The sequence below is a fragment of the Rothia sp. 27098_8_29 genome, from assembly GCF_041432785.1.
Classification (GTDB): Bacteria; Actinomycetota; Actinomycetes; order Actinomycetales; family Micrococcaceae; genus Rothia; species Rothia mucilaginosa.
Map to the genome: position 1 here is coordinate 1 of NZ_JAPWAI010000005.1, position 24,683 is coordinate 24,683.

24 protein-coding genes are annotated in these 24,683 nt (G+C 57.1%); 7 read left to right on the top strand and 17 right to left on the bottom strand.

All coding sequences use genetic code 11. From position 1 onward, the window contains the following. Window positions 1–301: 301 nt before the first annotated feature. The 9 genes from dnaB to O3649_RS07255 all read right to left on the bottom strand — a co-directional run bounded on the left by dnaB (window position 302) and on the right by O3649_RS07255 (window position 8,555). The gene (gene dnaB, locus O3649_RS07215) at window positions 302–1,657 is read right to left on the bottom strand and encodes a replicative DNA helicase (RefSeq protein ID WP_049326737.1); all 1,356 of its coding nucleotides are present in this window, start codon (window positions 1,655–1,657) and stop codon (window positions 302–304) included. A 105-nt stretch (window positions 1,658–1,762) separates the two neighbouring features. Next, a complete protein-coding gene (locus tag O3649_RS07220; RefSeq protein WP_314608625.1) occupies window positions 1,763–2,779 on the bottom strand; it encodes a nucleotide disphospho-sugar-binding domain-containing protein in 1,017 nt (338 codons plus the stop codon). 336 nt (window positions 2,780–3,115) lie between these two features. Continuing rightward, window positions 3,116–3,922: a class I SAM-dependent methyltransferase gene (locus O3649_RS07225; RefSeq protein WP_294603504.1), complete on the bottom strand. Its 807-nt coding sequence runs from the start codon at window positions 3,920–3,922 to the stop codon at window positions 3,116–3,118. 644 nt (window positions 3,923–4,566) lie between these two features. Further along, on the bottom strand, window positions 4,567–4,872 hold the full coding sequence (locus O3649_RS07230) for a hypothetical protein (protein ID WP_044142258.1): 306 nt from the start codon (window positions 4,870–4,872) through the stop codon (window positions 4,567–4,569). Window positions 4,873–5,113: 241 nt separating this feature from the next. Beyond that, window positions 5,114–5,566, bottom strand: coding sequence for a 50S ribosomal protein L9 (gene rplI / locus O3649_RS07235; protein WP_005504050.1), 453 nt, complete (start codon window positions 5,564–5,566; stop codon window positions 5,114–5,116). A 20-nt stretch (window positions 5,567–5,586) separates the two neighbouring features. Continuing rightward, entirely contained in the window at window positions 5,587–5,823 is a 237-nt protein-coding gene (gene rpsR / locus O3649_RS07240) for a 30S ribosomal protein S18 (protein WP_004005948.1), read from the bottom strand. Between the two features lie 83 nt (window positions 5,824–5,906). Next, window positions 5,907–6,539 carry a single-stranded DNA-binding protein gene (locus tag O3649_RS07245; protein WP_371573528.1) on the bottom strand — a complete coding sequence of 211 codons (633 nt, stop codon included), beginning with the start codon at window positions 6,537–6,539 and terminating at the stop codon, window positions 5,907–5,909. 95 nt (window positions 6,540–6,634) lie between these two features. Continuing rightward, window positions 6,635–6,940, bottom strand: a complete 306-nt coding sequence (rpsF, locus tag O3649_RS07250) for a 30S ribosomal protein S6 (protein WP_005504056.1) — start codon at window positions 6,938–6,940, stop codon at window positions 6,635–6,637. A gap of 190 nt (window positions 6,941–7,130) precedes the next feature. Beyond that, the gene (locus O3649_RS07255) at window positions 7,131–8,555 is read right to left on the bottom strand and encodes a CCA tRNA nucleotidyltransferase (protein ID WP_070507509.1); all 1,425 of its coding nucleotides are present in this window, start codon (window positions 8,553–8,555) and stop codon (window positions 7,131–7,133) included. A gap of 126 nt (window positions 8,556–8,681) precedes the next feature. Here O3649_RS07255 and O3649_RS07260 point away from each other — a divergent pair, with 126 nt between their 5' ends. From O3649_RS07260 to trxA, 5 genes are all read left to right on the top strand, one after another. Then, a complete protein-coding gene (locus tag O3649_RS07260) occupies window positions 8,682–9,185 on the top strand; it encodes an NUDIX hydrolase (RefSeq protein ID WP_070615706.1) in 504 nt (167 codons plus the stop codon). A gap of 66 nt (window positions 9,186–9,251) precedes the next feature. Beyond that, window positions 9,252–10,916, top strand: coding sequence for a murein biosynthesis integral membrane protein MurJ (gene murJ / locus O3649_RS07265; protein ID WP_371573531.1), 1,665 nt, complete (start codon window positions 9,252–9,254; stop codon window positions 10,914–10,916). A gap of 195 nt (window positions 10,917–11,111) precedes the next feature. Further along, entirely contained in the window at window positions 11,112–12,302 is a 1,191-nt protein-coding gene (locus O3649_RS07270; protein ID WP_371573533.1) for a serine/threonine protein kinase, read from the top strand. A 245-nt stretch (window positions 12,303–12,547) separates the two neighbouring features. Further along, the gene (gene trxB, locus O3649_RS07275; protein ID WP_049341938.1) at window positions 12,548–13,582 is read left to right on the top strand and encodes a thioredoxin-disulfide reductase; all 1,035 of its coding nucleotides are present in this window, start codon (window positions 12,548–12,550) and stop codon (window positions 13,580–13,582) included. Between the two features lie 53 nt (window positions 13,583–13,635). Beyond that, on the top strand, window positions 13,636–13,962 hold the full coding sequence (gene trxA, locus O3649_RS07280) for a thioredoxin (RefSeq protein WP_303958444.1): 327 nt from the start codon (window positions 13,636–13,638) through the stop codon (window positions 13,960–13,962). A 112-nt stretch (window positions 13,963–14,074) separates the two neighbouring features. Here the strand turns inward: trxA and O3649_RS07285 are convergent, their stop codons facing one another. The 8 genes from O3649_RS07285 to rpmH form a co-directional block, all read right to left on the bottom strand. Then, the gene (locus tag O3649_RS07285; RefSeq protein WP_371573535.1) at window positions 14,075–15,373 is read right to left on the bottom strand and encodes a ParB/RepB/Spo0J family partition protein; all 1,299 of its coding nucleotides are present in this window, start codon (window positions 15,371–15,373) and stop codon (window positions 14,075–14,077) included. Window positions 15,374–15,609: 236 nt separating this feature from the next. Continuing rightward, entirely contained in the window at window positions 15,610–16,452 is an 843-nt protein-coding gene (locus tag O3649_RS07290; RefSeq protein ID WP_371573537.1) for a ParA family protein, read from the bottom strand. Window positions 16,453–16,909: 457 nt separating this feature from the next. Continuing rightward, entirely contained in the window at window positions 16,910–17,551 is a 642-nt protein-coding gene (gene rsmG / locus O3649_RS07295) for a 16S rRNA (guanine(527)-N(7))-methyltransferase RsmG (RefSeq protein ID WP_371573539.1), read from the bottom strand. Between the two features lies 1 nt (window position 17,552). Further along, entirely contained in the window at window positions 17,553–18,119 is a 567-nt protein-coding gene (locus tag O3649_RS07300) for a R3H domain-containing nucleic acid-binding protein (protein ID WP_314849805.1), read from the bottom strand. Window positions 18,120–18,230: 111 nt separating this feature from the next. Continuing rightward, window positions 18,231–19,220: a membrane protein insertase YidC gene (gene yidC / locus O3649_RS07305; RefSeq protein ID WP_005504085.1), complete on the bottom strand. Its 990-nt coding sequence runs from the start codon at window positions 19,218–19,220 to the stop codon at window positions 18,231–18,233. 51 nt (window positions 19,221–19,271) lie between these two features. Next, window positions 19,272–19,745 carry a membrane protein insertion efficiency factor YidD gene (yidD, locus tag O3649_RS07310; RefSeq protein ID WP_070687879.1) on the bottom strand — a complete coding sequence of 158 codons (474 nt, stop codon included), beginning with the start codon at window positions 19,743–19,745 and terminating at the stop codon, window positions 19,272–19,274. Beyond that, window positions 19,742–20,107, bottom strand: a complete 366-nt coding sequence (rnpA, locus tag O3649_RS07315) for a ribonuclease P protein component (RefSeq protein WP_049341943.1) — start codon at window positions 20,105–20,107, stop codon at window positions 19,742–19,744. Before rnpA ends, yidD begins: the two co-directional genes overlap by 4 nt. A 126-nt stretch (window positions 20,108–20,233) precedes the next feature. After that, a complete protein-coding gene (rpmH, locus tag O3649_RS07320; protein WP_049332235.1) occupies window positions 20,234–20,371 on the bottom strand; it encodes a 50S ribosomal protein L34 in 138 nt (45 codons plus the stop codon). Window positions 20,372–20,941: 570 nt separating this feature from the next. Here rpmH and dnaA point away from each other — a divergent pair. Further along, entirely contained in the window at window positions 20,942–22,645 is a 1,704-nt protein-coding gene (gene dnaA / locus O3649_RS07325) for a chromosomal replication initiator protein DnaA (RefSeq protein ID WP_070615724.1), read from the top strand. An 800-nt stretch (window positions 22,646–23,445) separates the two neighbouring features. Next, entirely contained in the window at window positions 23,446–24,570 is a 1,125-nt protein-coding gene (dnaN, locus tag O3649_RS07330) for a DNA polymerase III subunit beta (protein ID WP_049341945.1), read from the top strand. Window positions 24,571–24,683: the final 113 nt, after the last annotated feature.

A 24,683-nucleotide genomic window follows, 5' to 3' on the forward strand; every position in this document is an offset into this window, starting at 1 on the left:
GGACACAAACAGGGCCTCGAAAGGGTCTCAAACACCCTCACAAACACTAAACTACCTAGTCAGCGCGTTTTGCGGGTGCTAAAAAATCTTTAAAAAACTTCCAAAAAACCTTATAAACGCAGAAGAAACCACTCAAACCCTCACAGAATGCCCTCTAGAGCCTCCTCCGCAGCCCCTATTCCCATGCCCTACGCCTGGGCGCCCATACCTATAGGTACAAAAAGCCCCTCCCCTTCCGTTCGGCAAGGAATAGAAGAAGAGGGGCACAGCTACAGAGTGCTGAAGCTTAGTACTGAGCTGGTTAGTACTGGGGAGGCGCCTCATTCGCCATATTGTTGAAGCGCGAGTACTTACCGCTAAACGCCAACGGGATAGTACGAGTCGGACCGCCACGGTGCTTAGCAATAATCATGTCCGCCTCACCCACGCGCTCACTATCCGGGTTATACATATCCTCACGATGCAGCAGAATCACCATATCCGCATCTTGCTCAATAGAACCCGACTCACGCAGATCCGAAACCATCGGACGCTTATCAGTACGCTGCTCCGAACCACGATTCAACTGAGACAGCGCAATCACCGGAACATCCAGCTCCTTAGCCAACAGCTTCAGGCTACGAGAGAACTCCGAAACCTCCTGCTGACGCGACTCAACCTTCTTACCCGAACTCATCAGCTGCAGGTAGTCCAGCACCACAAGCTTCAAATCATTACGCTGCTTGAGGCGACGGCACTTCGCGCGAATCTCCATCAGAGTCATATTCGGCGAATCATCAATAAAGAGAGGCGCAGAATCAATACGACCCTGCAGAGTCGCCAGGTTCGTCCAGCCCTCAGTATCCAGGTCGCCCTTCTTCAAACGACCCATCGAAATCTTGCCCTCCGCAGAGAGAATACGCATCGCCAACTCAGTACGACTCATCTCCAGCGAGAAAAACACAGTCGTCATCTGATGATGAATAGACGCAGAACGAGCAATATCAAGAGCCAGAGTCGACTTACCCACACCCGGACGAGCCGCAATAACAATCATCTGGCCACCGTGCAGACCACCAGTCAGCTCATCAAACTCAATAAAGTCAGTCGGCACACCGTACACGCCATCGGGGCGGTTCGAGTTCGCATCAATCTCATTGATGGTCTCCTCCAACGCCTCAGAGAAAGACACATAATCTTCCTTCGCGTTACCATCAGTCACCGCATAAATCTCAGCCTGCGCCTGATCGACCAAAGTATCGACCTCAGTCTCATTGGCGTAACCCAGCTGAGCAATCTTCGTACCCGCCTCAATCAGGCGGCGCATAATCGCGTGCTCCTTAACAATCTCAGCGTAATACTGAGCGTTAGCAGCAGTCGGAACCGACGCAATCAGCGTATGAATATAGGCCGCGCCGCCCACACGAGTCAGCTCGCCGCGCTTCTTCAGCTCATCAGCAACCGTAATCGCATCCGCAGGGCTACCGTGACCGTAAAGAGAAAGAATCGCCTCATAAATCGTCTCGTGCGCAGGCTTATAGAAATCAGACGCACGCAGGCTCTCAACCACATCCGCAATAGCGTCCTTTGACAGGAGCATGCCACCGAGCACCGACTGCTCAGCCACATCATCATGAGGCATAGTGCGGGAACCATAATCAATGGCAGTTTCAGACATGCTTATCCTCGCGTTTCAATCCGATATCTACGACGTTCCAGAAACAATTTCTGCAGAACTCCTATGCTAGTTTCTCACGAAGGCACACGCGAAACACATACACGCCTAACGGGGAGCGCGCAGATAATCCTCAATCTTCTCAACGGCGAGCGCCGCGCCATCCATAGTGCGCATTGCTTCACCCAGCTGCCGCGCCCTAGCACGCAGACCCTCATCGCTGAGCAGACGGTCCAGAATATCGCGCACATTGCCGCGGCGCACATCATTTTTCGTAAAGCGCAGGGCGTTACCGTAGCGCACGCACTCCTCAATATTCCAGCTCTGCTCCGCCTGCATCGCAATACCGGCAAACGGCACACCCGCCAGGCACGCCGTCTGTACCGTCCCCTCACCGCCATGGGTTATCGAGGCATCAATATGGCCGGCGAGCAGATGCGCCGGAACAGTCCCGGCGAAATGGATATTGCTGCCCAGCAGTCTGGTATCCGAGAGCTGCACCCCGCCGCCGACCAGCACATCCACCGGAGCGGCTGACAACTGTTGCAGCACCTGCGCCAAAATATCTGCAGAGCCAGATGAGCCCATTCCCACGTAAATCAGGGGTCGTTCTCTGGGCTCGCGAACAATCTGCGGCAACTCACCGGGCGCACGGTAATAAATAGGACCCACACCAACATCAGGCTCTACCAAAGAATCCCCGCGCAGCTGCGTAAACAGAGAACAGATAAGATTCACATCGGCGCTGAGCATATCCACGGTACGGCGAGGAAGCCTCAGCCCATACTCACGTGCCACACGGGTAAAAGAAGCCGGCTTATACGACAACACCCGCGCCACCGCCCGCAACCACCCCGGTGCCGCGAGCTCGCCGCCTACAGGCTTCTTCGAAAAGTACGTCGACGAGTAAGCGTACGGGCGCGCATAGAAAATAGGGACACCCGCAATACGCGCAGACAGCAGCATCGTCAGGTTAGAACCAATCACCACAGCGTCCGCGCTAAAGTCACGAATAGCCGCGAGCTCAGCATTGACCCGCCGACGCACCATATCGGTCGTGAAAGGATGCCGGACTCCCCTGCCCTGATCCAGCGCCATAATCTGCTCCGCCTCAGCATCGCTCATGATTGGCTCGCGAAGATGCACAGGAAGCCCCGCATTTTCCAGCAGTCCCAAGTACTTAGGGGAATACACATGGAACAAGACCGTATGACCTCGCTCCCGAGCCACACGCGCTATCTCAATACAGCGCGTGGTTTCACCCATATTGAAGCTTTCGGGAGAGAAAAGAATACGGCTCATAACAAACTCCGGCAGGCGCACACGTGACTGAGCCGGTTCTGCGGCTCATACACCGCGGCTCATACACCGCGGCTCATACACCTCAGTGTAAAACGGAGCCCCAGTATTCCCTCGGATAGAGAGGAATACTGGGGCTCTGTTTCGCTGTATAAGCTTCTTCTACTTCTTACGCAGAATCATGCCGATAGCGCCAATATGGTCCGCGTGACGGCGGAACACACCGCGCATACCCAGCACACGCTCACGAATCTGCGGCTTACGAGCCAGGTTGAACGCAATCTTCGCAACGCCAGCGGGGCCCTCATCAGCCAGCAGACGCTTCGGCTCCAGCAGAGCCATATCGGTCTGGTACACATCCAGCACCTCAAAGCCAGCCTCTTCCGCCAGAGCAGTCCACTCGGCAACAGTCAGCGGGCGAGCATTCACACGGATAGTACGCGCCAAATCCTTCTGAATCTCTTCCTTCAGCTCGGGGCGCAGGTAATCGGGAACCAGCGACATCTCGTGAATAGCGTAGTAGCCGCCCGGACGCAGCAGACGAGCCGCCTCACGCATAATCTCCAGCTTGTGCTTATCGGTCTGCATGGTCAGCATCGCCTCGCCCACCACGGCGTCGTAGTTTTCCGAGGGCAGACCGGTCTCCTGAGCGCTAGCGTTCACCACACGGTAGTTCGGCTTAGTCGATGCGCCGATACGCTCGGTCACGATTTCAGCAGCCTTGGGGTCAAGATCCACACCGGTGTAGCTCTTGGGGGAACGCTTCACAATCTCCAGGGCGGTAATACCCAGGCCCGGCGCAAACTCCACGACATCAATGTCGCCGCCCAGGGCACGAGCCAGCAGCCAGTTAGTGGTCTCTCGGCCGCCGGGGCGCAGAACCTTCTTGCCCAGCTGAGCCAGCAGCCAGTGACCCGCCGCCTTGTCGGCGGGGCGGTCGGTACCGGGAACGGAAGGGGTCTTAGACACGGAAGACAACTCCTCAATACTTGTATTTAATATGCAAAATTTATCTTTCCCAATTCTAGACCCGCCACCCCAAGAAAGGAAATATGACGTTATATAGAAGTATGGTTGCCCTTTATTACAGAATGCCGCAACACCACTACAGCCGCCCTTACGGCACACCCTAGAGATTAAACAGAAACTGGAGCTGAACCTCTCGGTCCAACCCCAGTCTCATCACACACACATACATACGAAAATCAGAGCCACTTCCGCAAGGAAAGTCCAACTTTCTGATGGCCCTTTCGAACCATCTATATAAAGTATTACGCGTAAACCTTTATTCCCTGTAGGTTAAAGCTGTAAGAAAGCTGGGAATAGATTTTTCTTCAAAATCGGGGTGCAGTACCCCGGATTTCACGCGGAAACTACACGTCGCGTTAAAAGAAGAAAGGCAAGGCGCTTTTGCCTTGCCATCCTTCTTTCGCTAGCGGGCGACCCCGCTACACGAAACACACACATTCACATCGCAGTCCTCTCGAACCAACACTTATAGTAAACACCCCCAACCTTATGGGAGGATTGAATTTCGCTGGAAACAAGCTGGGAGAAAACCAACAGAACCCTGAGAGCTTTGATATTGTGCAGTTTGCGGACTCTAAACCGGGCTAATAAGCCGCCATATACAGCCCCAGCAGCACCAACGGGTTAGCCACTACAGAAATAACCGCCAAGCAAATATTAGCCACGCGGTACTGACGGAACTTCACCAGACCCACCAGCGCGCACACCAGCGCAACACTGGATGCAAGGCCGCCAACCACCAGCAAAAGAAGCAGAAGAGCAGTAGCGACATTAGCGTCCGCAAATGGGATAACCGCTAGAGCGCACAGCAGCAAATTGACGCACTCCAACACCACACCCGTGGACAGAAGCTGCGCGCTAGAAGACAAACGTGAAAAAGATCGAGCCATGTCTACCAGTCTACGGGGTCAATTGGCGTACTTCGCAGTCGCAACCGCTCTAGCCACCAATCCTTCTACTGCCCTACCCCTATTCTCAACCTCTCAAAAACAATGTTTCACGTGAAACATGCACCGGAGCGGGCACAGCTATGGATACAACAAACGGGGTGCCCCTCACGAAGAGGGACACCCCGTCCGACACTCAACGCCGCAGCATCAAAGCACCAGCGTCGAATATCTAAAAATCTACTTACGCAGCAGCAACGACGTCCAGGACAACGTTAGCAACAACGTCAGCGTGCAGGCGGACAGTCACCTTGTACTCACCGGTGCGCTTGATAGCGGAACCCAGGTGGATGGTGCGCTTGTCAACGGAGCCAATGCCAGCAGCCTCAATAGCCTCAGCAATAGCCTCAGCCTTGACGGTACCGAACAGGCGGCCGTCAGCGCCAGCCTTGTGTGCAACGACAACCGGCTTAGCAGCCAGGGACGCAGCAATTGCCTGAGCCTCTTCCAGAGAAGCCTTAGCACGAGCCGCACGAGCGGCGCGGATGGACTCAACCTGCTTCTCGCCACCCTGGGTCCAGGTCACGGCGAAGCCGCGGGGCAGCAGGTAGTTACGTGCGTAACCGTCCTTAACGGTGACAACATCGCCAGCTGCACCGAGGCCGGAAACTTCCTGAGTCAGAATGATCTTAGCCATGTTACTGTCTCTCCTTCTCTTTAGCGGCCAGCGCCGGAGTAGGGCAGCAGTGCAACTTCGCGGGCGTTCTTAATAGCCTGAGCGATCTTGCGCTGCTCCTGAACGGTCACGCCAGTCACGCGGCGAGCGCGGATCTTGCCGCGGTCGGAGATGAACTTGCGCAGAAGTGCGACGTCCTTGTAGTCGATAACGGTGACGTCAGCAGCCTTGAGGGGGTTCTGCTTGGGTTTGGGCTTACGGATTTCAGCCTTAGCCATCGTGGTGCTCCTTAGAGTTGGGAGCCCGCGGCGGATAACCGCGGGATGGATTGATAAATTACTATTCGGAAAACGAAACCGGCTTAGAACGGAGGTTCGTCGTCGGCGCCGCTACCCCAGTCATAGTTACCACCAGACTGAGAACTCCACGGATCAGCAGCAGGAGCTGCGGGGACCGCCGGAGCAGCCGGAGCGGAGTAGCCAGACTGGCCAGAGTAACCATTACCCTGAGCAGCAGCAAAATTGTTCTGCTGAGGAGCGGAGAAACCGCCCTGAGCAGCAGCGTTGTACCCAGCGCCACCGCCAAAGCCACCCTGCGCACCGCCACCGAAGTTATTACCTCCGGCAGAACGCTGTGCGCGAGTCACCTGAGCAGTAGCAAAACGCAGAGTCGGGCCGATCTCCTCGACCTCAAGCTCAAACGAAGTACGACGCTCGCCTTCCTTGGTCTCGTACGAGCGAGACTTCAGACGGCCCTGCGCGATAACCTGAGTACCCTTCTTCAGAGTCTCTGCAACATTCTCAGCGTAACCACGCCACACCGACGCACGCAGGAACAGGGTCTCCCCATCCTCCCACTGGTTAGTCTGGCGGTTAAAAGTACGCGGAGTCGATGCGATCGTGAAATTAGCAACCGCCGCACCCGCAGGGGTGTAACGAAGCTCCGGATCGCCAGTCAGATTACCAATAACGGTAATAACGGTATCGCCTGCCATTTGATGCCTCCTCGATAAGAGTTACAAGTATGTTGAATCCAGTACAGCGCAACCCCCTGACATTTTTAGGGGGTCAGCCGACCGGAAAGAAACAACTACTTGCTGGAGATCTTCTGATCCTCCGGGCGGATGATCTTGGTACGCATGACGGACTCGTTCAGGTTCAGAACACGATCGAGCTCAGCTGCGGTCTCGGGGGTAGAGGTGAAGTTCACCACTGCGTAGATACCCTCAGACTTCTTCTGGATCTCGTATGCCAGGCGACGACGGCCCCAGATGTCGACGTTGTCGACGGAACCACCCTCGTTGGTCACGATCTCGAGGAACTTGGACAGCGACGGCTCAACCGCACGGTCCTCAACCTCGGGGCTGAGGATAACCATCAGTTCATATGCACGCATGATTAAACCCCTCCTTTGGGCTAAACGGCTATGGGATTTCCATAGCAGGAGATTCATTGTGCTCTACACGTGAAGCACACCGGGTGGGGAACACGCATAGATTTCTTAACAATACACGAGAAAAAGCAGATAGAACAGTACCGCACCGCGTGACCTCAACCATGCGATGCGGTACCGAAAACCGCAGAAGCTACGCTTTCTGACGCTGCTCCCACCACTGCACCAGACGAGCCTTCGCCTCCTCCTCAGGAAGCGAACCCTCATCCAGACGCAAATTCAACAAGAACTTATACGCCTCACCCACCACCGGGCCCGGCGCAATACCAAGAATCTGCATAATCTGACCGCCATCCAGATCCGGACGGATCGAATCCAGCTCCTCCTGAGCAGCCAACTCAGCAATACGACGCTCCAAATCGTCATACGCCTCAGCCAGCGAGCGCGACAGACGACGATTACGAGTCGTCACATCAGAACGCGACACACGATGCAGACGCTCCAACTGATCGCCCGCATCACGCACATAACGGCGCACCGCAGAATCAGTCCAACCCGACTCACGGTAACCATAGAACCGCATATGCAGCTCCACCAGACGAGCCACAGCCTTAATCGTGTCATTATCAAAACGCAGCGCACGCATACGCTTCTTCACCATCTTCGCGCCCACCACCTCATGGTGCAGGAACGAGACGGAGCCGTCCTTCTCAAACTTACGAGTCTTCGGCTTACCAATATCGTGCATCAACGCCGCAAAACGCAGAATAAAATCAGGAGCCGGGCACGGGCCGTCCTCGTCCGTCTCCTTCTCCATCGCCTGCTCCATCACCTTCAACGAATGCGCATACACATCCTTATGGTGATGCGCCGGATCCATCTCCATACGCAACGCAGGAAGCTCCGGCAACACATAATCCGCCAGACCCGTATCCACCAGCAGGTTCAAACCCACCCGCGGATAATCCGACTCAATCAGCTTCACCAGCTCATCACGCACACGCTCAGCCGAAATAATCTCAATACGGCCAGCCATCTCACGCATCGCCTCGAAAACCTCCGGGGCAACCTCAAGATTAAAACGCGCAGCAAAACGAGCCGCACGCATCATACGCAGCGGATCCTCAGAAAAAGACTCCTCCGGCGAGCGCGGAGTACGCAAAACACCCGCACGCAAATCCTCAACGCCACCAAACAAGTCAACAACCTCACCACTGGGCAAAGCCGCCGCCATCGCATTAATCGTGAAATCACGACGCACCAAATCGGCGCTCAAATCCGTGCCAAACTCAACCGTCGGCTTACGCGAATCCGAAACATACACCTCAGCACGGTACGTGGTCACCTCATACACCACGCCATTCTTCCGCGCACTAATCGTGCCGTACTCCTTGCCGATATCCCACGTGTGTTCACCCCACGCACGCAGAATCTGCTCACTCTGCTCCGGAGTAGCATCCGTCGTCAAATCAAAATCAGTGAAATGGCCGCCATCATCCAGCAGATTGTCGCGGACAATACCGCCCACCAAGTACAGCTCAAAACCCGCCGCACGGTACAGTTCTCCCAGCTCGGCGGCATCCGGGTACTTCGACACAACATCAATAATCAGCGACATAATCCTTTAATCGTGCCAGAAAAACCACCCACGCGCCCACCCCACACCCACAACACCCCACCAAAGACAGCTATCTCACCCCAAACCGAGGCACCAAAACCTCAGCCTATCGGTTAAGGTAGAACCATGAGCATTCCCGTACCCCGCGCCCCCAAAACGCGCTTCACCGCGCCCGCGCGAGCGGTACCCGCCCCCGAAGAAGTCTCCGCAGGCGGGCTCATCATCGACTTCGACCGACCCGAACAGCTACCCGTAGCCATCATCGCCCGCATCAACCGCAACGGACAACGCGAATGGTGCCTGCCCAAAGGCCACATCGAACACGGCGAAACCACCGTCGAAGCCGCACAACGCGAAATCGGCGAAGAAACCGGAATCACCGGCTACCCCGTAGCCTCCCTCGGCACCATCGCCTACTGGTTCACCTCCAACGGCACGCGCATCCACAAAACCGTGCATCACTACCTCTTCGCAGCAACCGGCGGCGAACTCAGCATCGACAACGACCCCGACCACGAAGCAATCGACGTCGCATGGGTCCCCCTCGAAGAGCTCCCCACCCGCCTCTCATTCGCCAACGAACAACACATAGCCCGCAGTGCGCGCGAATACATCACCACCCAGCTCTAAACACCCGTTAAATAGAGCCCCAAAAACTAAAAGAAGCAATCACCCGCCGAAACAGGAGAGACATACGTGGCACGTAACGACGCCCGCTCAAGCGCAATCATGGCAGCAGGCACCCTCGTCTCGCGCATCCTCGGATTCGTCAAGACCATCCTGCTCACCGTAGCCATCGGCTCACTCTCAACCGTCGGCGACGTCTTCGAAACCGCCAACACCCTACCCAACCTCATCTACGTCCTCGTAGCAGGCGGCGTGTTCAACGCAGTCCTCGTACCGCAAATCATCAAGGCAGCCAAAGCACAAGACGGCGGCGCACGATACATCTCCAAACTCGTCACCCTTACCGTCACCGCAATCGGCCTCATCACCATCATCACCGTCGCCTGCGCCTGGCCCATCATCAGCATCATGGGCTCAGGATGGAGCCCCGAACAACGACAGCTCGGCTTCATCTTCTCCCTCTGGTGCCTACCTCAAATCTTCTTCTACGGCCTCTACACCGTCATCGGACAGGTCCTCAACGCCAAAGACGCATTCGGTGCCTACATGTGGTCGCCCGTACTCAACAACGTCATCACCATCCTGTCGCTGATCCTGTTCATCTTCCTCTTCGGCGCACAAACCCCCAACCCCAACCCGATTCACACCGTAGACAGCTGGACCAACGCACAGACCCTCGTGCTCGCCGGCTCCTCCACCTTCGGCGTCATCATGCAGGCACTCGTCCTGTTCATCCCCCTACGCAAGCTCGGCCTGCGCCTCAAGCCCGACTTCGCGTGGCGAGGCATCGGCCTGCGCGCAGCCTCCAAGCTCGCCGCCTGGACCCTCGCCTCCGGCATCATCTCCAACCTCGCGTTCCTCTACATGACCAAGGTCGCCGCAGGCATCGTCGGCCAGCGCGAACACTACGCCGCCCTCGGCATCCAAATCCCCGGCCTGCAGGCACTCAACTACGCCTCCATGCTGTACATGCTCCCGCACGGCGTCATCGGCATCTCCATCGCCACCGTGCTCTTCAACCGCATGAGCGCCTCCGCCATCGCCGACGACAGCGACAGCGTCATCTACGCACTCTCCCACGGCCTGCGCAACGCGGCCGTAGCCACCGTCTTCTGCATGGTCGCGCTCATGGTACTCGCAGGCCCCGTCGCCGTACTCTTCAGCGGCGGCGACCCCATCGCAGCAACCATCATCGCCAAGCTCATCGTCATCACCGCGCTCGGCACCCCCACCCTCACCATCAACTACCTCTACAGCCGCGTGCTCTACGCCCGCGAAGACGCACGCACCCCCTTCCGAATCCAGGTGTACTCCGCCATCATCATGGTCATCATGAGCTTCGCAGCATCCCTGCTCGACGCCCAGTACACCGTGTACATGCTCGCCTTCATCTACCCGGTGCACAACATCCTGATCATGTTCATCAGCCACCACATGGTCCGCCGCCGCCTCGGCTACTACGGCCAGCGCGGCATCGTCAGCACCTACGCCCGCACCACCCTCGCGTCCCTCTTCGCCGGCGGAATCGCAGCCATCGCACTCTGGCTGCTCGGCGGCTACCAGCTCGACGGATTCGCCTGGGCATCCAAGCTCACCGCAATCATCACCCTCGCCGTATGCGGCACCGTCATGGGCCTGGCATACCTCGCCGGCATACAGATCTTCCGCGTCAAGGAAGCCAACGCACTACTGGCGCCCCTCACCTCCAAACTTGAGCGTTTTGCCCGCCGCTAAAGCAGCACACAACGCCCAAACCGGGTAGCTGCCGTGCCCCCATCGCACCCCACACCGGGGCCCGCAGAAGGCACAGGCAACCACCCGGACGCCACAAACTATCACTCAACCCCAGCATCCTTCAATGCCGGGTAGAATCTAATAGTCAGGGCCCGCCACACGGCAGGCACTATGAAACCACCTCGGGAGAACACGTTGTCGCAACAGATTCCGGTCGGATCGGTCCTCGGAGGCCGCTACGAGATCACCGCACACATCATCATTACGGCAGAATCCGACATGGTGCTTGAAGGCACCGACCAGATTCTCAACCGTAAGGTCTCGGTCGTCGTCGCATCGCCCAGCCGCAGCGCACTGCTGGAAGCAAACTCCCGCGCGCTCGCAACCAACGCACGCGGCAACATCCAAATCCTCGACCTGGGCATCACCCCCGAAGGTAGCCGCTACCTCGTCACCTCCCACACCCGCCCCGACACCCTGCTGGACACCCTGCTGGTCGAAAACCACGCACTCTCCAACGCAGAAGACGCGCTGGGCACCGAAATCTTCGGCGACTCCGAAAGCGGCAGCTCCCCCAACACCTACGAGAAGGTCTCCACCTCCACCGCCAACCAGGAGAGCATCACCGCCGCCAAGAACTGGAACGCATCCGACGGCACCGCCGTCACCGCGTACTCCGAACCCACCAGCATCTACGAAGATGACGAAGACGAAGAAGACGGCAGCCGCGGCACCTGGGCCGTCGCCCTGGCAGCAGTCCTGCTGCTCGTCATCGTCGCAGGCGGTATCCTCACCTCCCTGGGCGCAATCGGCTCCAACCAGGCAGCCGCACCGCACACCCCCAAGTCCTCTATGTCCGCCTCCGAATCGGCTGCGGCAAACGCCAGCGCATCGGCATCCCCGACCGCTAAGGCATCGAACGCACCGGCGAAGATCGCGTCCGTGGCTCGCTTCGTGCCCTCGAACCCCACGTTCATGAACGACATGGACACCCTCATCCCGAACCTGACCGACGGTAACGCCAACACCGCATGGATCAGCTACGGCTTCGGCACCGCCAACTACGCCGGCACCATCAAGGAATTCGGCCTGGCACTGAAGTTGCAGACCCCCACCGTCGTCTCCAAGCTGACCATCCAGCAGAACACCGGCACCGGCGGCTCCTTCACCGTCTACACCAACAGCTCCGCATCCCTGAACGGTGCGGTTGAGGTCGGCAAGGGCACCTTCGAAGGCAAGGACGCGGTCGTCACCCTGGACACCTCCAAGCAGAGCGCAGAAAAGGGTGCCTACGTGATCATCGTGGTCAACGAGCTGCCCCGCCTCTCCCTGCCGATTGGAAATTGGAGTTACGGTCTGCGCATCAACGAAATCAAGGTGGACTAATCAACCCATAACGTAACGCCGACAGGGCGCTCACACCCCAGACACAAGGGCGGGGCTTCTGAACTCAACAGTTCGGAAGCCCCGCCCTTTTGATGTCTATTTATGACTCTTTATGGCAGGGTAGCTACTCAAAGATTCACAGTGGGCGGAGTATCTAGATAAGGGTCCCCAAAAAATGGAATAATCGAGGATAAAGCCCTGTTATAGGGGCAGAACGAAAGACCTACAACGGAAAGATATATCCGATGACTGAGAATCTGGGAGGCCTCTTCGGAGGCTCCGCCCTGGGCAACCTGAACCTCGCGTCCGCACCCGCCACCAAAGCCGCACCGGCTGCCGAGGTTGAGGCCGACGCAACCGTCCACAACGTCATTATTGTGGGCTCCGGTCCCGCCGGCTACACCGCCGCAATCTACGCGGCACGCGCCGAGCTGAAGCCCGTCCTCTTCGCCAGCTCCCTGGCACCCGGAGGCTCCCTCATGAACACCACCGAGGTGGAGAACTTCCCCGGCTTCATTCAGGGCATCCAGGGCCCCGAGCTGATGGAAAACATCGGCCAGCAGGCTGAGCGTTTCGGTACGGACATCCGCTACCAGGACGTAGAAAAGGTCGAACTCACCGGCGACGTGAAGAAGGTCTACACCGCAGACGGCGCCGTTCACCTGGCGAAGACCGTCATCATGACCACCGGTTCTCAGGTCCGTAAGCTCAACATCGAGGGCGAAGACCGACTCTCCGGTTACGGCGTATCCTGGTGCGCAACCTGCGATGGCTTCTTCTTCAAGGACAAGGAAATTGCAGTGGTCGGCGGTGGCGACTCCGCACTGGAGGAGGCACTGTTCCTGACGACCTTCGCGTCCAAGGTGTACCTGGTGCACCGCCGCGACTCTTTCCGTGCTTCGGAAATCATGCAGACCCGCGTGTTCAACAACCCGAAGATTGAGGTTGTCTGGGACTCGGCTGTCACCGCCGTTCACGGCGAGAGCAACCTCGAGTCGATCACCCTGACCAACACCAAGGACGGTTCTGAGCGCCAGCTGGCTGTTCAGGGTCTGTTCATCGCTATTGGCTCCGATCCTCGCGTGGAACTGGTACGTGACCAGCTGGAGATTACCGAGAACCACACCATCGCGGTTCAGGGTCGTTCCTCGAAGACTTCCGTTCCCGGCGTTTTCGCTGCCGGTGACGTGATTGACCCGACCTACCGCCAGGCAATTATTGCTGCCGGTTCCGGTGCTGTTGCTGCTCTGGACGCGCAGCACTACCTCGAAAACCTCTAAACTATTCGTATTACTCGCAGGGGAATCCACCCCGTGTCAGAAAGGAGCACTCCATGAGCAGTGCACAGCAGGCAACTGATGCCACTTTTGACGAACTGGTTCTGAAGAATGACAAGCCCGTTATCGTGGACTTCTGGGCTGAATGGTGCGGCCCCTGCCGCATGGTTGGTCCCGTGATTGACGAGATCGCTGGCGAGTACGCCGGTCAGGTCGACGTGGTCAAGGTGGATGTTGAGGCGAATGGCGATACCGCTATGAAGTACGGCATTACCTCTATTCCCGCCATCTACCTTTTCAAGGATGGCGAGGTCGTCAAGAAGACCGTAGGTGCTAAGACGAAGCCTGCTCTACTGGCCGAGTTCTCCGAGCACCTGGGCTAATCTTTCGAGCAGCTAGAGAAAAACCCTCGGTGATGTTTCACGTGAAACATTACCGAGGGTTTTTTGTATATACAACTGATTTCAGTTGCTAAATATTGTTTTACGCGAAAATTTAGCCCGAGAAATCAGAATCCAAAACGCGGATGATGCGGTTCAGATCCTCAACATTCGCAAATTCGATGGTCATCTTACCCTTGCGAGCACCCAGCGAAATCTTCACCGAAGTATCGAGCTTGTCAGCAAAAGCCTCCGCAATATAGTCCAGGCGCTCACGGTGCTTCTGAGGCTGAGGAGCCTTACGCTCCTTCACCTCCGCAGTGCCGGATGCGTGGTTCACCAGCTCCTCAGTTGCGCGAACCGACAGCCCCTCATTCACAATCTTCTGCGCGAGAGTCTCAATCTGAGCCTGGTCCGTCAGAGCCAGCAGGGCACGCGCGTGACCCGCGGAGAGGATACCCGCCGCAACGCGACGCTGCACCAGAGCCGGCAGCTTCAGCAGACGAATCGTGTTCGAAATCTGGGGGCGAGAACGACCAATACGCTTAGCCAACTGCTCCTGAGTAGTGTCGAACTCCTCCATGAGCTGCTGGTATGCCGCCGCTTCTTCAATGGGGTTCAGCTGGCTGCGGTGCAGGTTCTCCAGCAGGGCGTCACGGAGCAGGTCGCCGTCTTCAGTCTCACGAACAATCGCCGGGATGGTGCTCAGGCCAGCCGCCTGGGTTGCACGCCAGCGACGCTCACCCATGACCAGCTCATACTTTTCGGCACCATTTTCACGCGAGGGACGCACAACAATCGGTTGCAGAACACCAATCTCACGCACCGAGTGGATGAGCTCTTCCATATCCTGCTCATCAAAATCGGTTCGGGGCTGCTTGCGGTTCGGGTGGATATCGCGAACATTCAGCTCAGCAAACTGGGCACCGGGAACCGGAACCAGACCGCTCTGTTCCTCAGAGGCGGACTGCGGGGTGGAGACATCTTCACCAAAGAAGAAGTCCACCGGGCGGCGAGTCAGGGTGGTGTTGCGCAGTGCCGCACCCATATCCACGCGAGGCTTCTTCTTCGATGTTTCACGTGAAACATCCTGCGAGGAGGCGGGAGCTTCAACCTTCTCCTCTACCTTTTCAGCTTCAGCAGTCTTTTCCTGAGCGGGTGCAACTTCAGCAGGCTTAGTCTCTACAGACTCAGCTTTAGTGCTCTTACGCTGCTTCTCCGGCTTAGCCTCGTGAGCCATTTCAAAGAGACCGTCAGTCATGGGCTCTTCAATCGGAGTAGACACCTTCTTGGGTGCAGTCTTTACTGCCGCAGTCTTTTCGGATGCCTTCGCCTCAGCATTACCAGAATTCTTCGTACTCTGAGGGATCAGCGCCCCCAGGCCACGACCCAAGCCGCGTCGCTTTTCAGCCATCGTTACTCCTTAGGACTCCCGGACGAGCCCGCTCATTTTTACTTCTTCATCTAGTGTAAACGAAATAAGCACCCAAAAGCAGGAGTAAAAAATGCACGGCACATAATCCAAATTATTCCTAATAATTAATTCTCTCAGGCTGTTTTCTCGGGTTTCACCCAGGAAATACCGCACGCAATGAGCCCTTTTGAATCATCAATAGACAATCCAAAAGGGCTCATTTCAAAAGATTTAGATTATGCGGATCGGCGCGAGAGCTCCTGTGCCGCCTCACGGTAGGCGCGAGCGCCAGTCGACGAAGAATCGTAGGTGATGACGGTCTGCTGATAGCTGGGAGCTTCAGAGATACGAACCGAGCGAGGAATCTTGACCCCCAGAGTCTCCTCCGGGAAGTGTTCACGCACCTCCTCTGCCACCTGGAATGCCAGGTTGGTGCGGGCATCGTACATGGTCAGCAGGATTGTGCTGATGCGCAGCTTGGAGTTCAGATGCTTCTGAATCATCTGAATATTCTTCAGCAGCTGGCTCAGACCTTCCAGAGCGTAGTACTCGCACTGGATCGGAATCAGAATCTCTTCTGCCGCAACGAAGGCGTTGACGGTCAGCAGGCCGAGGCTCGGCGGGCAGTCGATGAAGACATAGTCCAGGCGTTCCATGCCCTGCTTCTCGCGCCACTCGGTGTAGTCCATCAGGGCATTCTTGAGGCGAGTCTCGCGTGCCACCAGGGAGACCAGTTCGATCTCCGCGCCCGCAAGGTCGATATTGGCGGGGGCGCAGAACAGGTCGGGCATATCGGGGCATTCCTGAACAATTTCAGAAAGCGGCTTATCCTCAATCAGGACGTTGTAGACACTGGGAACATCCACGCCGTGCTCAATGCCCAGTGCGGTCGAAGCGTTACCCTGCGGGTCGTTATCGATAACCAGGACGTTCAGTCCAGCCTCCGCGAGCGCAGCTGCGAGGTTCACGGCGGTACTGGTTTTACCCACGCCACCCTTCTGGTTCGACACGGTGAAGACACGCGTATGCACAGGCTTGGGGAGCAAATCTGCAACAGATTTCTGAGCTTGAGGAGTCATCGGGTGCCTTCCATATTCCGGGTGGTGTGTCTACGGTGATGCTTCGTCTGATGCCTCGCGCGTGGCAATACTCTGCGGTATTCGTGCGCGAGGAGGATTTAGTTCCCCACTCCCCTACCGTTACCTATTCCCAGCATGTTTCACGTGAAACATGCTCCGCGAGGTGATGAAGTCTGCAATGTTTCACGTGAAACATTGGTGCTGCCCGAATGGTTCTGAAGGGCTCGGTACCCCTTACTGAATCATCAGGCTTTGATATAGAAGAGTCTAAGGTTTCAATCCTTCCTTAAGGGTACCCGGCATCAGGTCAATACTCCACGCGAGAGGTCATTCTATGTACTCTATGGATGCAAACACTCAACACACCCTGTAAAAGCAGTGCACAAAAATGGGCGGTACCGCGTAAGCCAGCATATTCACTAGCTCATTGCGGCACCGCCCATTCGGGACGAAACCTTTAGAGGCGAACTCGAACCACCGTCGTCGGCTCTTCCAGCAGGTCACCGCCGGCGGTGAGAATCTCAGTCTCACGCGCACCGTAGCGGTTCAGCTTCTTCTTCGCCTTAGTAATCTCCTCCGCGGCGCTACGACCCTTCAGAGCCAGCAGCTCACCGGTGCCACGCAGAATCGGCAGAGTAATGTCCAACAGGCCCACCAGAGCCGACACAGCACGCGCAGTCACCACATCAGCCTCAACAGCACCCACAGCCTGCTCAGCACGCGAGCGCAGCACGGTCACGTTCTCCAGGCCCAGATCCTCGACAACCTCATTCAGCCAGATGACACGGCGTTCCAGAGGCTCAATCAGAGTCAGCTTCAAATCCGGGCGAGCAATCGCCAAGCATAGACCGGGCAGGCCAGCACCAGAGCCAACATCAGCCACCGAAGTATTCGGAGCAATATACTCCTGCACCACAGCACAGTTCAGCACGTGACGAGCCCACAGGCGCGGCACCTCACGCGGACCAATCAGACCACGCTCAATGCCGGTCGTCGCCAGGTGCTGCACGTAGCGCTCCGCCAGGGGCAGACGCTCACCGAACACAGCCTCCGCGGCGGCGCGCTCACTCTCGCTGAGAGTAACCATCGAAGTCTCCATACTAGGCTCCTACCTCGGGAAGAGAAATCACCACGTGACGGCGAGGACCCTCGCCCTCCGACTCGCTGTACAGACCAGCGGCAGCCACCACATCGTGCACAACCTTGCGCTCGTACGGGCTCAGCGGCTTCAGGTGCTCATCACGACCGGTAGCACGCACCTTCTCAATCGCATCAGCGGCAATCTTCTCCAGCTGCTCACGACGCTCTGCACGGTAGCCGGCAACATCCAGAATCAGGCGGGAACGGGTACCATTACCAGCCAGGACGGAGAGGCGCACCAGCTCCTGCAGAGCCTCCAGCACCTCACCGTGGCGGCCAACTAGGTGGCGCAGTTCCTCATTGTCATCGTCGTCATTGAAGACCGAAAGATAGATGCGGTTATTGCGCACCTCAATATCGATATCGCCGTCCATATCGACAATATCGAGGAGTTCTTCGAGGTAGTCAGCGGCGATATCGCCTTCCTCGTCGATGTCCTCAAAATCGTCTTCTTCGCCCTCAATGGGCTCCTCTACCAGCTGCTCCTCAACGAGCTGCTCGTCCTCATATTCCATAGCTTCAGTCACAATAATCCTCGGGGTATTCGGAGGGGTGTCCTAGGGGTAAAAAGTATCTCATACACGGCGCCGGGCCCGCGCCACACATGGCGAGAACCCGGCCCGAATCACGGAAGAAAACTACTTCTTTCCGTTCTGCTTATTGCGTTGCTGCTTCTGGCGCTTCTTACCAACCGGCTGCTGACGCTGACCCGCAGCGGCACGCTCACGAGCCTCCTGCAGATCCTTCTCGTGCTGCTCACGGGTCTTACCAATCGGAGGCAGGCCCTTAGCAGCACGGCGAGCGTTCAGCTCACGCTCCGCCTGAGAACCGGGGGTCGGGTTATTGCGGATAACCCACCACTGCTGACCCAGCGACCACAGGTTCGAAACGGTCCAGTAGTACATAACACCCAGCGGGAAGTTAATACCGGAAACAGCGAAGATGATCGGGAAGATGTACATGATCATCTGCTGCTGACGGAACATCGGAGAGTTCAGAGCCGCCTCCGACATGTTCTTCACGCTCAGCTGCTTCTGAATGTAGAACTGGGTCGCACTCATCAGAACAATCATGATGACCGCCTGAACAACGGTCGCGGTGGTGTCACCAGCGCCCGGGTGCAGCATGGTCGCGAACAGCTGAGCACCAAAAATCTGCGAGTCGTTGAACTGGTGCACCAGATCAGCCGGCAGCATGAGCACGCTCTCGTTACTCTGCGCCGCGGTGGGAACGCCCATCAGCACCTGGTACAGACCGAAGAAGATCGGCATCTGAGCCAGAATCGGCAGGCAGGATGCGAAGGGGTTCGTACCGTGCTTACGGTACATTTCCATCTGCTCCTGAGCCATAGCCTGGCGGGAGAGCTGGTCCTTCTTGCCCTTGTACTTCTCCTGCAGCTTCGCCATATCGCCCTGCATCGCGGTCATACCGCGCATAGCCTTAATCTGCTTGACGAACAGCGGAATGGTCAGGGTACGCATCACCAGGGTCAGGAAGATAATGCACAGAACCCAAGTCAGGCCGGACGCCGGGTCCATACCCAGCGAAGTGAAAAGAGTGTGGAACAGCCACAGGACCACGGAGACGATCCATTTAAACGGCCAAAGAATCAAATCAAAAATATTCACGCGGGAATACTCCTTAAGGACTCGGCTAAGTCATTGTGTGGGAGGCGCCGCCTACTCAGGGCGGGCGTCACCACCGGTGTGAGGGGTGTAAAGATGGGGGTGGTTGAGCAGAATAATTTTCGGTTCTGCTCCGGGAGCGAAAGTACGCTTCCCCTCCGGGACTGGGTCGATACCTCCGGTTGCCCAGGGAACACACCGCAGAATACGGCGCACCGTCAGGGAAAGCCCGCCCATCGCACCGTGGGTGGTCAGCGCCTCCAGGGCGTAGGCTGAGCAGGTCGGGTAGTAGCGGCACACATCCCCGTAGAGGGGGGATACGACCTTGCGGTAGGCCTTCATGCACGCGATCAGCAGGTTCTGCGGTAGAACGTAGAGAGCCTGCAGGAAAGTTTCCGGCCGCACGAATTCGTTAGGCGCTAGTGCCAGCAGCTCGTCGGGGCCCAGAGTCTCGGCAGATGCGCTATAGGTGCCACTGTGATGCGCGTGGAAGCGTTCTTCACAGCGGTCATGCTGGGAACGACTCACGGCTTCTCCTTGCTCTGAGGCAGGTCGAGCTTAGCGAAAGCAGCCTCGAGTGCCGATTCGTAGTCGCGGCGCAACTGATCCCAGCTGGCGCTCGCGGAGGCGGGAAGCGCTCGCACAGCAATGGCGTAGCCTTCCGGATGCGCGGCGCAGGTGAGCGCGGCAAGTTCACGCAACCGGCGCTTGACCAGATTGCGTGTGACTGCGTTGCCCACCGCCTTCGACACAATGAAACCTACCTGGGTTGTTTTTCCAGGATTTTTCGCCGTAGATACAACGATGTTCCGACGTCCTGTACGGATGCCGGAACGGAAGGCGTGGGAGAATTCTGCGCTGGTGCGCATACGGTGCCGTTGAGGCAGCACGTGTTCCCCTTTACGTAGTGTGGGAGATTCGGCTCATGTGGTGAGCTGACCTCCGCGTGTATTTCACGCTTAATGATAGTTCGCCCGCCGATGCGTGTGCATCGGCGGGCGAACTATATGCCGTGATTAGGCCGAGAGCTTTGCGCGGCCCTTACCGCGGCGGTTCGACAGAATCGCGCGGCCTGCACGGGTACGCATACGCAGACGGAAGCCGTGCTTCTTAGCGCGACGGCGGTTGTTCGGCTGGAAAGTACGCTTGCTCATACTTTGTCTCCTTGATTTTTGCGGTTCGTGCCCTCACAGGGTATCGGAACCGTACGCTTCTTGGTGCACGGAGGTACCGCGACTATTCGCAGTAGGCGGTGCACACACAACAGCACAACTTTAGAAGAGTGGAGGGCGTAAATCAAGTTCTTGGGGTGTTTTTCCGCGTGATTCCGGGCTCGTTTGTGGCGTGGAGGCGGTGATTGCGGCGGGTGTACAGGCTGTGGAGACGCTACATGCTCTTGGGGCGTAAACCTGGGGATATTTATGGCAGCAGGATATCCACCATGGTGCATATCCCACCCAAACCCCCTACTATCGGTGAGTTATCCACATCCTTGAGCTTTTGGAGTTTTCCGCTAAATATCAGGGAAGAAGACCTGTTATGCACTTAAATCCACCGCTTATCCACCCCTGTAATTACAAGTTTTCCACCGTGTGGAAAACTCTTGTGGATAACTTTCTCCCTCTGTGTATTAAGCGGGTAGAATCTTAATGACCTCGCGGTGGTTTCCGGCATGATTTCTTTACTGCACCACCGCTTCACATCGAGTGAAAGTAAAGAATTCCATGACCGACTCCCTTCAGGCGCGCTGGGCGCATCTGCTCTCCATTCTTGCCGCCGATCCGGCGGTGACGGCACGTCAGCGCGGTTTCGTGAATCTTGCGCAGCCTCAGGGATTGATGGGTTCTTCTCGCCTCATCATTGAGGTTCCGAATAAGCTCACCCGTGCGGTCTTTGAGGAGCAGATTAGCGCTTCGTTCCGTGCGGCTCTGCACGAGGTGTTTGGCCCGTCGACCACCGCGCTTTTCGATGTGAATGAGTCGATGATTCCGGTTGAACCTGCAAGTCAGGACGTTTTCCATGGTGAGCGCGAGGTTCCTGTCGAGCACCAGCCCGCCCCTTCGGTAGCGGCGGCTTCTGCGCATCCTGAGGCGCCCGCCGGTTCGCGCGCTTTTGAGTACTACACCGAGCCACATCCGGGCCCCGATCACTACGAGGTTCCTGCCGATGAGCAGGTCACCCGCCCCTCCCTGCAGGCTCTGGAGGCGGAGCGTGCCGGTTTCCCCTCCGCTCAGCAGCCCGCTCCGGCGGCTCCTGCCGCAGGTGCGCCTCGCGAATATCCGGCGCCCCTGCCCACTTTCGTTCCGGAGGCCCCGGCGGTACCGGAGTCTCAGCAGGTGCATCCGCATGAAGACCCGGAAAACGCACCGACGTGGGATAGCTCTGCCCGACTGAACCCGAACTATACCTTCGATACCTTCGTGATTGGCCAGTCCAACCGCTTTGCGCACGCGAGCGCTTTCGCGGTGGCTGAGCAGCCCGGCATTGTCTACAACCCGCTCTTCATCTACGGCGGTTCGGGTCTGGGCAAGACTCACCTGTTGCACGCAATCGGCCACTACACCAAGTACCTGTACCCGAACCTACGCGTGCGCTACGTGAATTCTGAGGAGTTCACGAATGACTTCATTAACTCGATTCGTGACGATGAGGGTTCGTCGTTCAAGCAGATTTACCGCAATGTCGACGTTCTGCTGATTGACGATATCCAGTTCTTGGCGGGTAAAGAGGCGACGATGGAGGAGTTCTTCCATACCTTCAACGCCCTGTACAACCACCAGAAGCAGATCGTGATTACCTCTGATTTGCCGCCGAAGCAGCTGACCGGTTTCGCTGAGCGTATGCGTTCGCGTTTCGGTTCGGGCCTGAACGTGGATGTGCAGCCTCCGGAGCTGGAGACCCGTATCGCGATTCTGCGGAAGAAAGCTCAGAACGAGATTCTGCCGGTGCGCGATGACGTCATGGAATACATTGCTTCCCATGTCACGGCGAATATTCGCGAGTTGGAGGGTGCTCTGATTCGTGCGAGCGCTGCCGCCTCGATGAAGAAGCCGCCGGAGCCCATTACCCTGGCTGAGGCTGAGACCTATCTGAAGGATTTGCTCTCTGATACCGGTGGTGCGGAGATTACGTCGGCGCTGGTTTTGGCGACGGTGGCGAAGTATTTTGATGTGTCCATTGAGGATATGCAGTCGAAGTCTCGCACCCGTACGCTCACGAATGCGCGTCAGGTGGCGATGTATCTTCTGCGTGAGCTGACCGAGATGTCCCTGCCGCGTATTGGTAACGACTTGGGCGGCCGCGACCACACGACGGTGATGCACGCGGTGCGTAAGGTGAGCGCGCAGATGGCGGAGCGTCAGACGATTTTTAATCAGGTTACTGAGCTAACGAATTTGATTCGCCAGGAGCAGCGCGCCGCCGGCTAGATGTGTTTTTGTCCCTGTCCCGTAGCTTATTTTGTGCCTCGACTAGGTGTTTTATAGGCTTCGGGGCAGGGTTTCACGCTGGATCCAAGATTTTAGCGACTCTGAAAGCTAGATTTTTGGGGTGTGGATAAGCTGTGCTTTAACTCATGCGTTCGTGTGGACGTTAAGTGCATGAATATTCAAAAGGTGTGGAATCGAGGAAATGTATAAATATCCATACACAATGCATCCTCAGCGTTGAGTGGTTTCTTCCACTTAATGTCCACAGGCTACTTCCGCGTCATTGCAGGCAAGGAAGGGGTTTTCCACCGTTTCCACAAGCGTTAACAATACTACTGTACTTAAAGAAAAAATCCTCCCCATAACAAGTAGTTCTGCTCGACCAACCGGGCTGTTTCAGGTTTTTCTGTGCACCCTTACTGAAAACGTAGATTTTCGCGGATTTGGATCGATAGCTGCACTCTATCTTTTGGGTTGGATTTGAAGGTTGGGTTTGAAGAAGAAACCAACACCGAACCATCACCTAATTCGAACCTGTTTTCGACTGGATTTGATGCACCTTCCGCCTATCTTTGTAATTACAAAAATACAGCAGTCCTACATGCCTCATCTCACCCGATTTTTCGCTGCAGGAGCGACCTCTGTGTCTCTGTGTAATTACAAAATCCGGTAGGATGGATAGACGCGCGCGCGGGAAGATGTACTGCGCACCAGAGCACGCGATATTTCCGGCTCTTTCGCCCATAAGCTTTACGTGCGCCCCAAAATGACTCTCCAATTCCGTGAAAGGCGCCTTCTCGATGAAATTCACCGTTGAACGCGATGTCCTTGCCGAAGCAGTCGGCTGGACGGCACGCTCACTTCCGCTGCGTCCCACCTCCCCCGTACTCAACGGTCTGCTGATTACCGCCTCCGCAGGTGAGGTCAGCATCGCAAGCTTCGATCACGAGACCAGCGCCCGCCAGGTCATTGCAGCCGATGTTGAAGCAGAAGGCGTGTGCCTGGTTCCCGGCAAGATCCTGGCAGAAATTTGCCGCTCCCTACCGAACGCACCCGTCGAGTTCACCGCAGATGAGTCCGTGATTCGTATTCACTGCCGTTCCGCTAACTTCCAGCTCGCTGGCATGCCGGTCGTGGACTACCCCGAGCTTCCCGAGCTTCCCGAAATTTCCGGTACCGTGGACGGCGCCGAATTCGCTGAAGCCGTCAAGCAGGTTCAGATTGCGGTGTCCAAGGATGAGACCCTGCCGCTGCTGACCGGTATCCGCGTCGAAATCAACGGCGACACCATGACCCTGCTCGCCACCGACCGCTACCGCCTGGCAATGCGCGAAATCAAGTGGAACCCGGTCAACCCTGACGTTCAGGCGGCTGTGCTGCTGAAGGCTAAGACCGTCTCTGAGGTCGGTAGCACCCTCTCCGGTTCCGGCGATCTGTCTATCGCCCTGCCCGCAGCGGGCGAGCTGATCGGCTTCGCAGCGGGTACCCGCCGCACCACCAGCGTTCTGATGGACGGCGACTACCCCAACATCCGTGCGCTGTTCCCCGAGCAGACCCCGATTCACGCGGTGGTTCGCACCTCCGACCTGGCTGAGGCTGCTCGCCGTATCTCCCTCGTGGCGGAGCGCAACACTCCCCTGCGTCTGAAGTTCACTCAGGGTTCGGTTGCTATTGATGCCGGCCGCGGTGATGAGGCTCAGGCTTCCGAGACTCTGCAGGCTCACCTGTCCGGTGATGACATCACCGTTGCGTACAACCCCGCCTACCTCTCGGATGGTTTGAAGGTTTTCGGTACTGAGTTCGTTCGTTTCTCCTTTACCGATGCGCCGAAGCCCGCCGTGATTTCCGGTCAGGATGAGCCTCTGGCTGAGGATGACCGTAACTACCGTTACCTGCTGATGCCGGTTCGCCTGCCGTCGAACTAGTTTCAGCGTCGCTACCCCGCACGTCTTTCGGTGCCCTATGCATCGTGGGTATGTGCGGGGTTGCGCTGTTTTTTCTGTGCTCATCCGTGCGGAAAACCACAGTATTTTGGCCT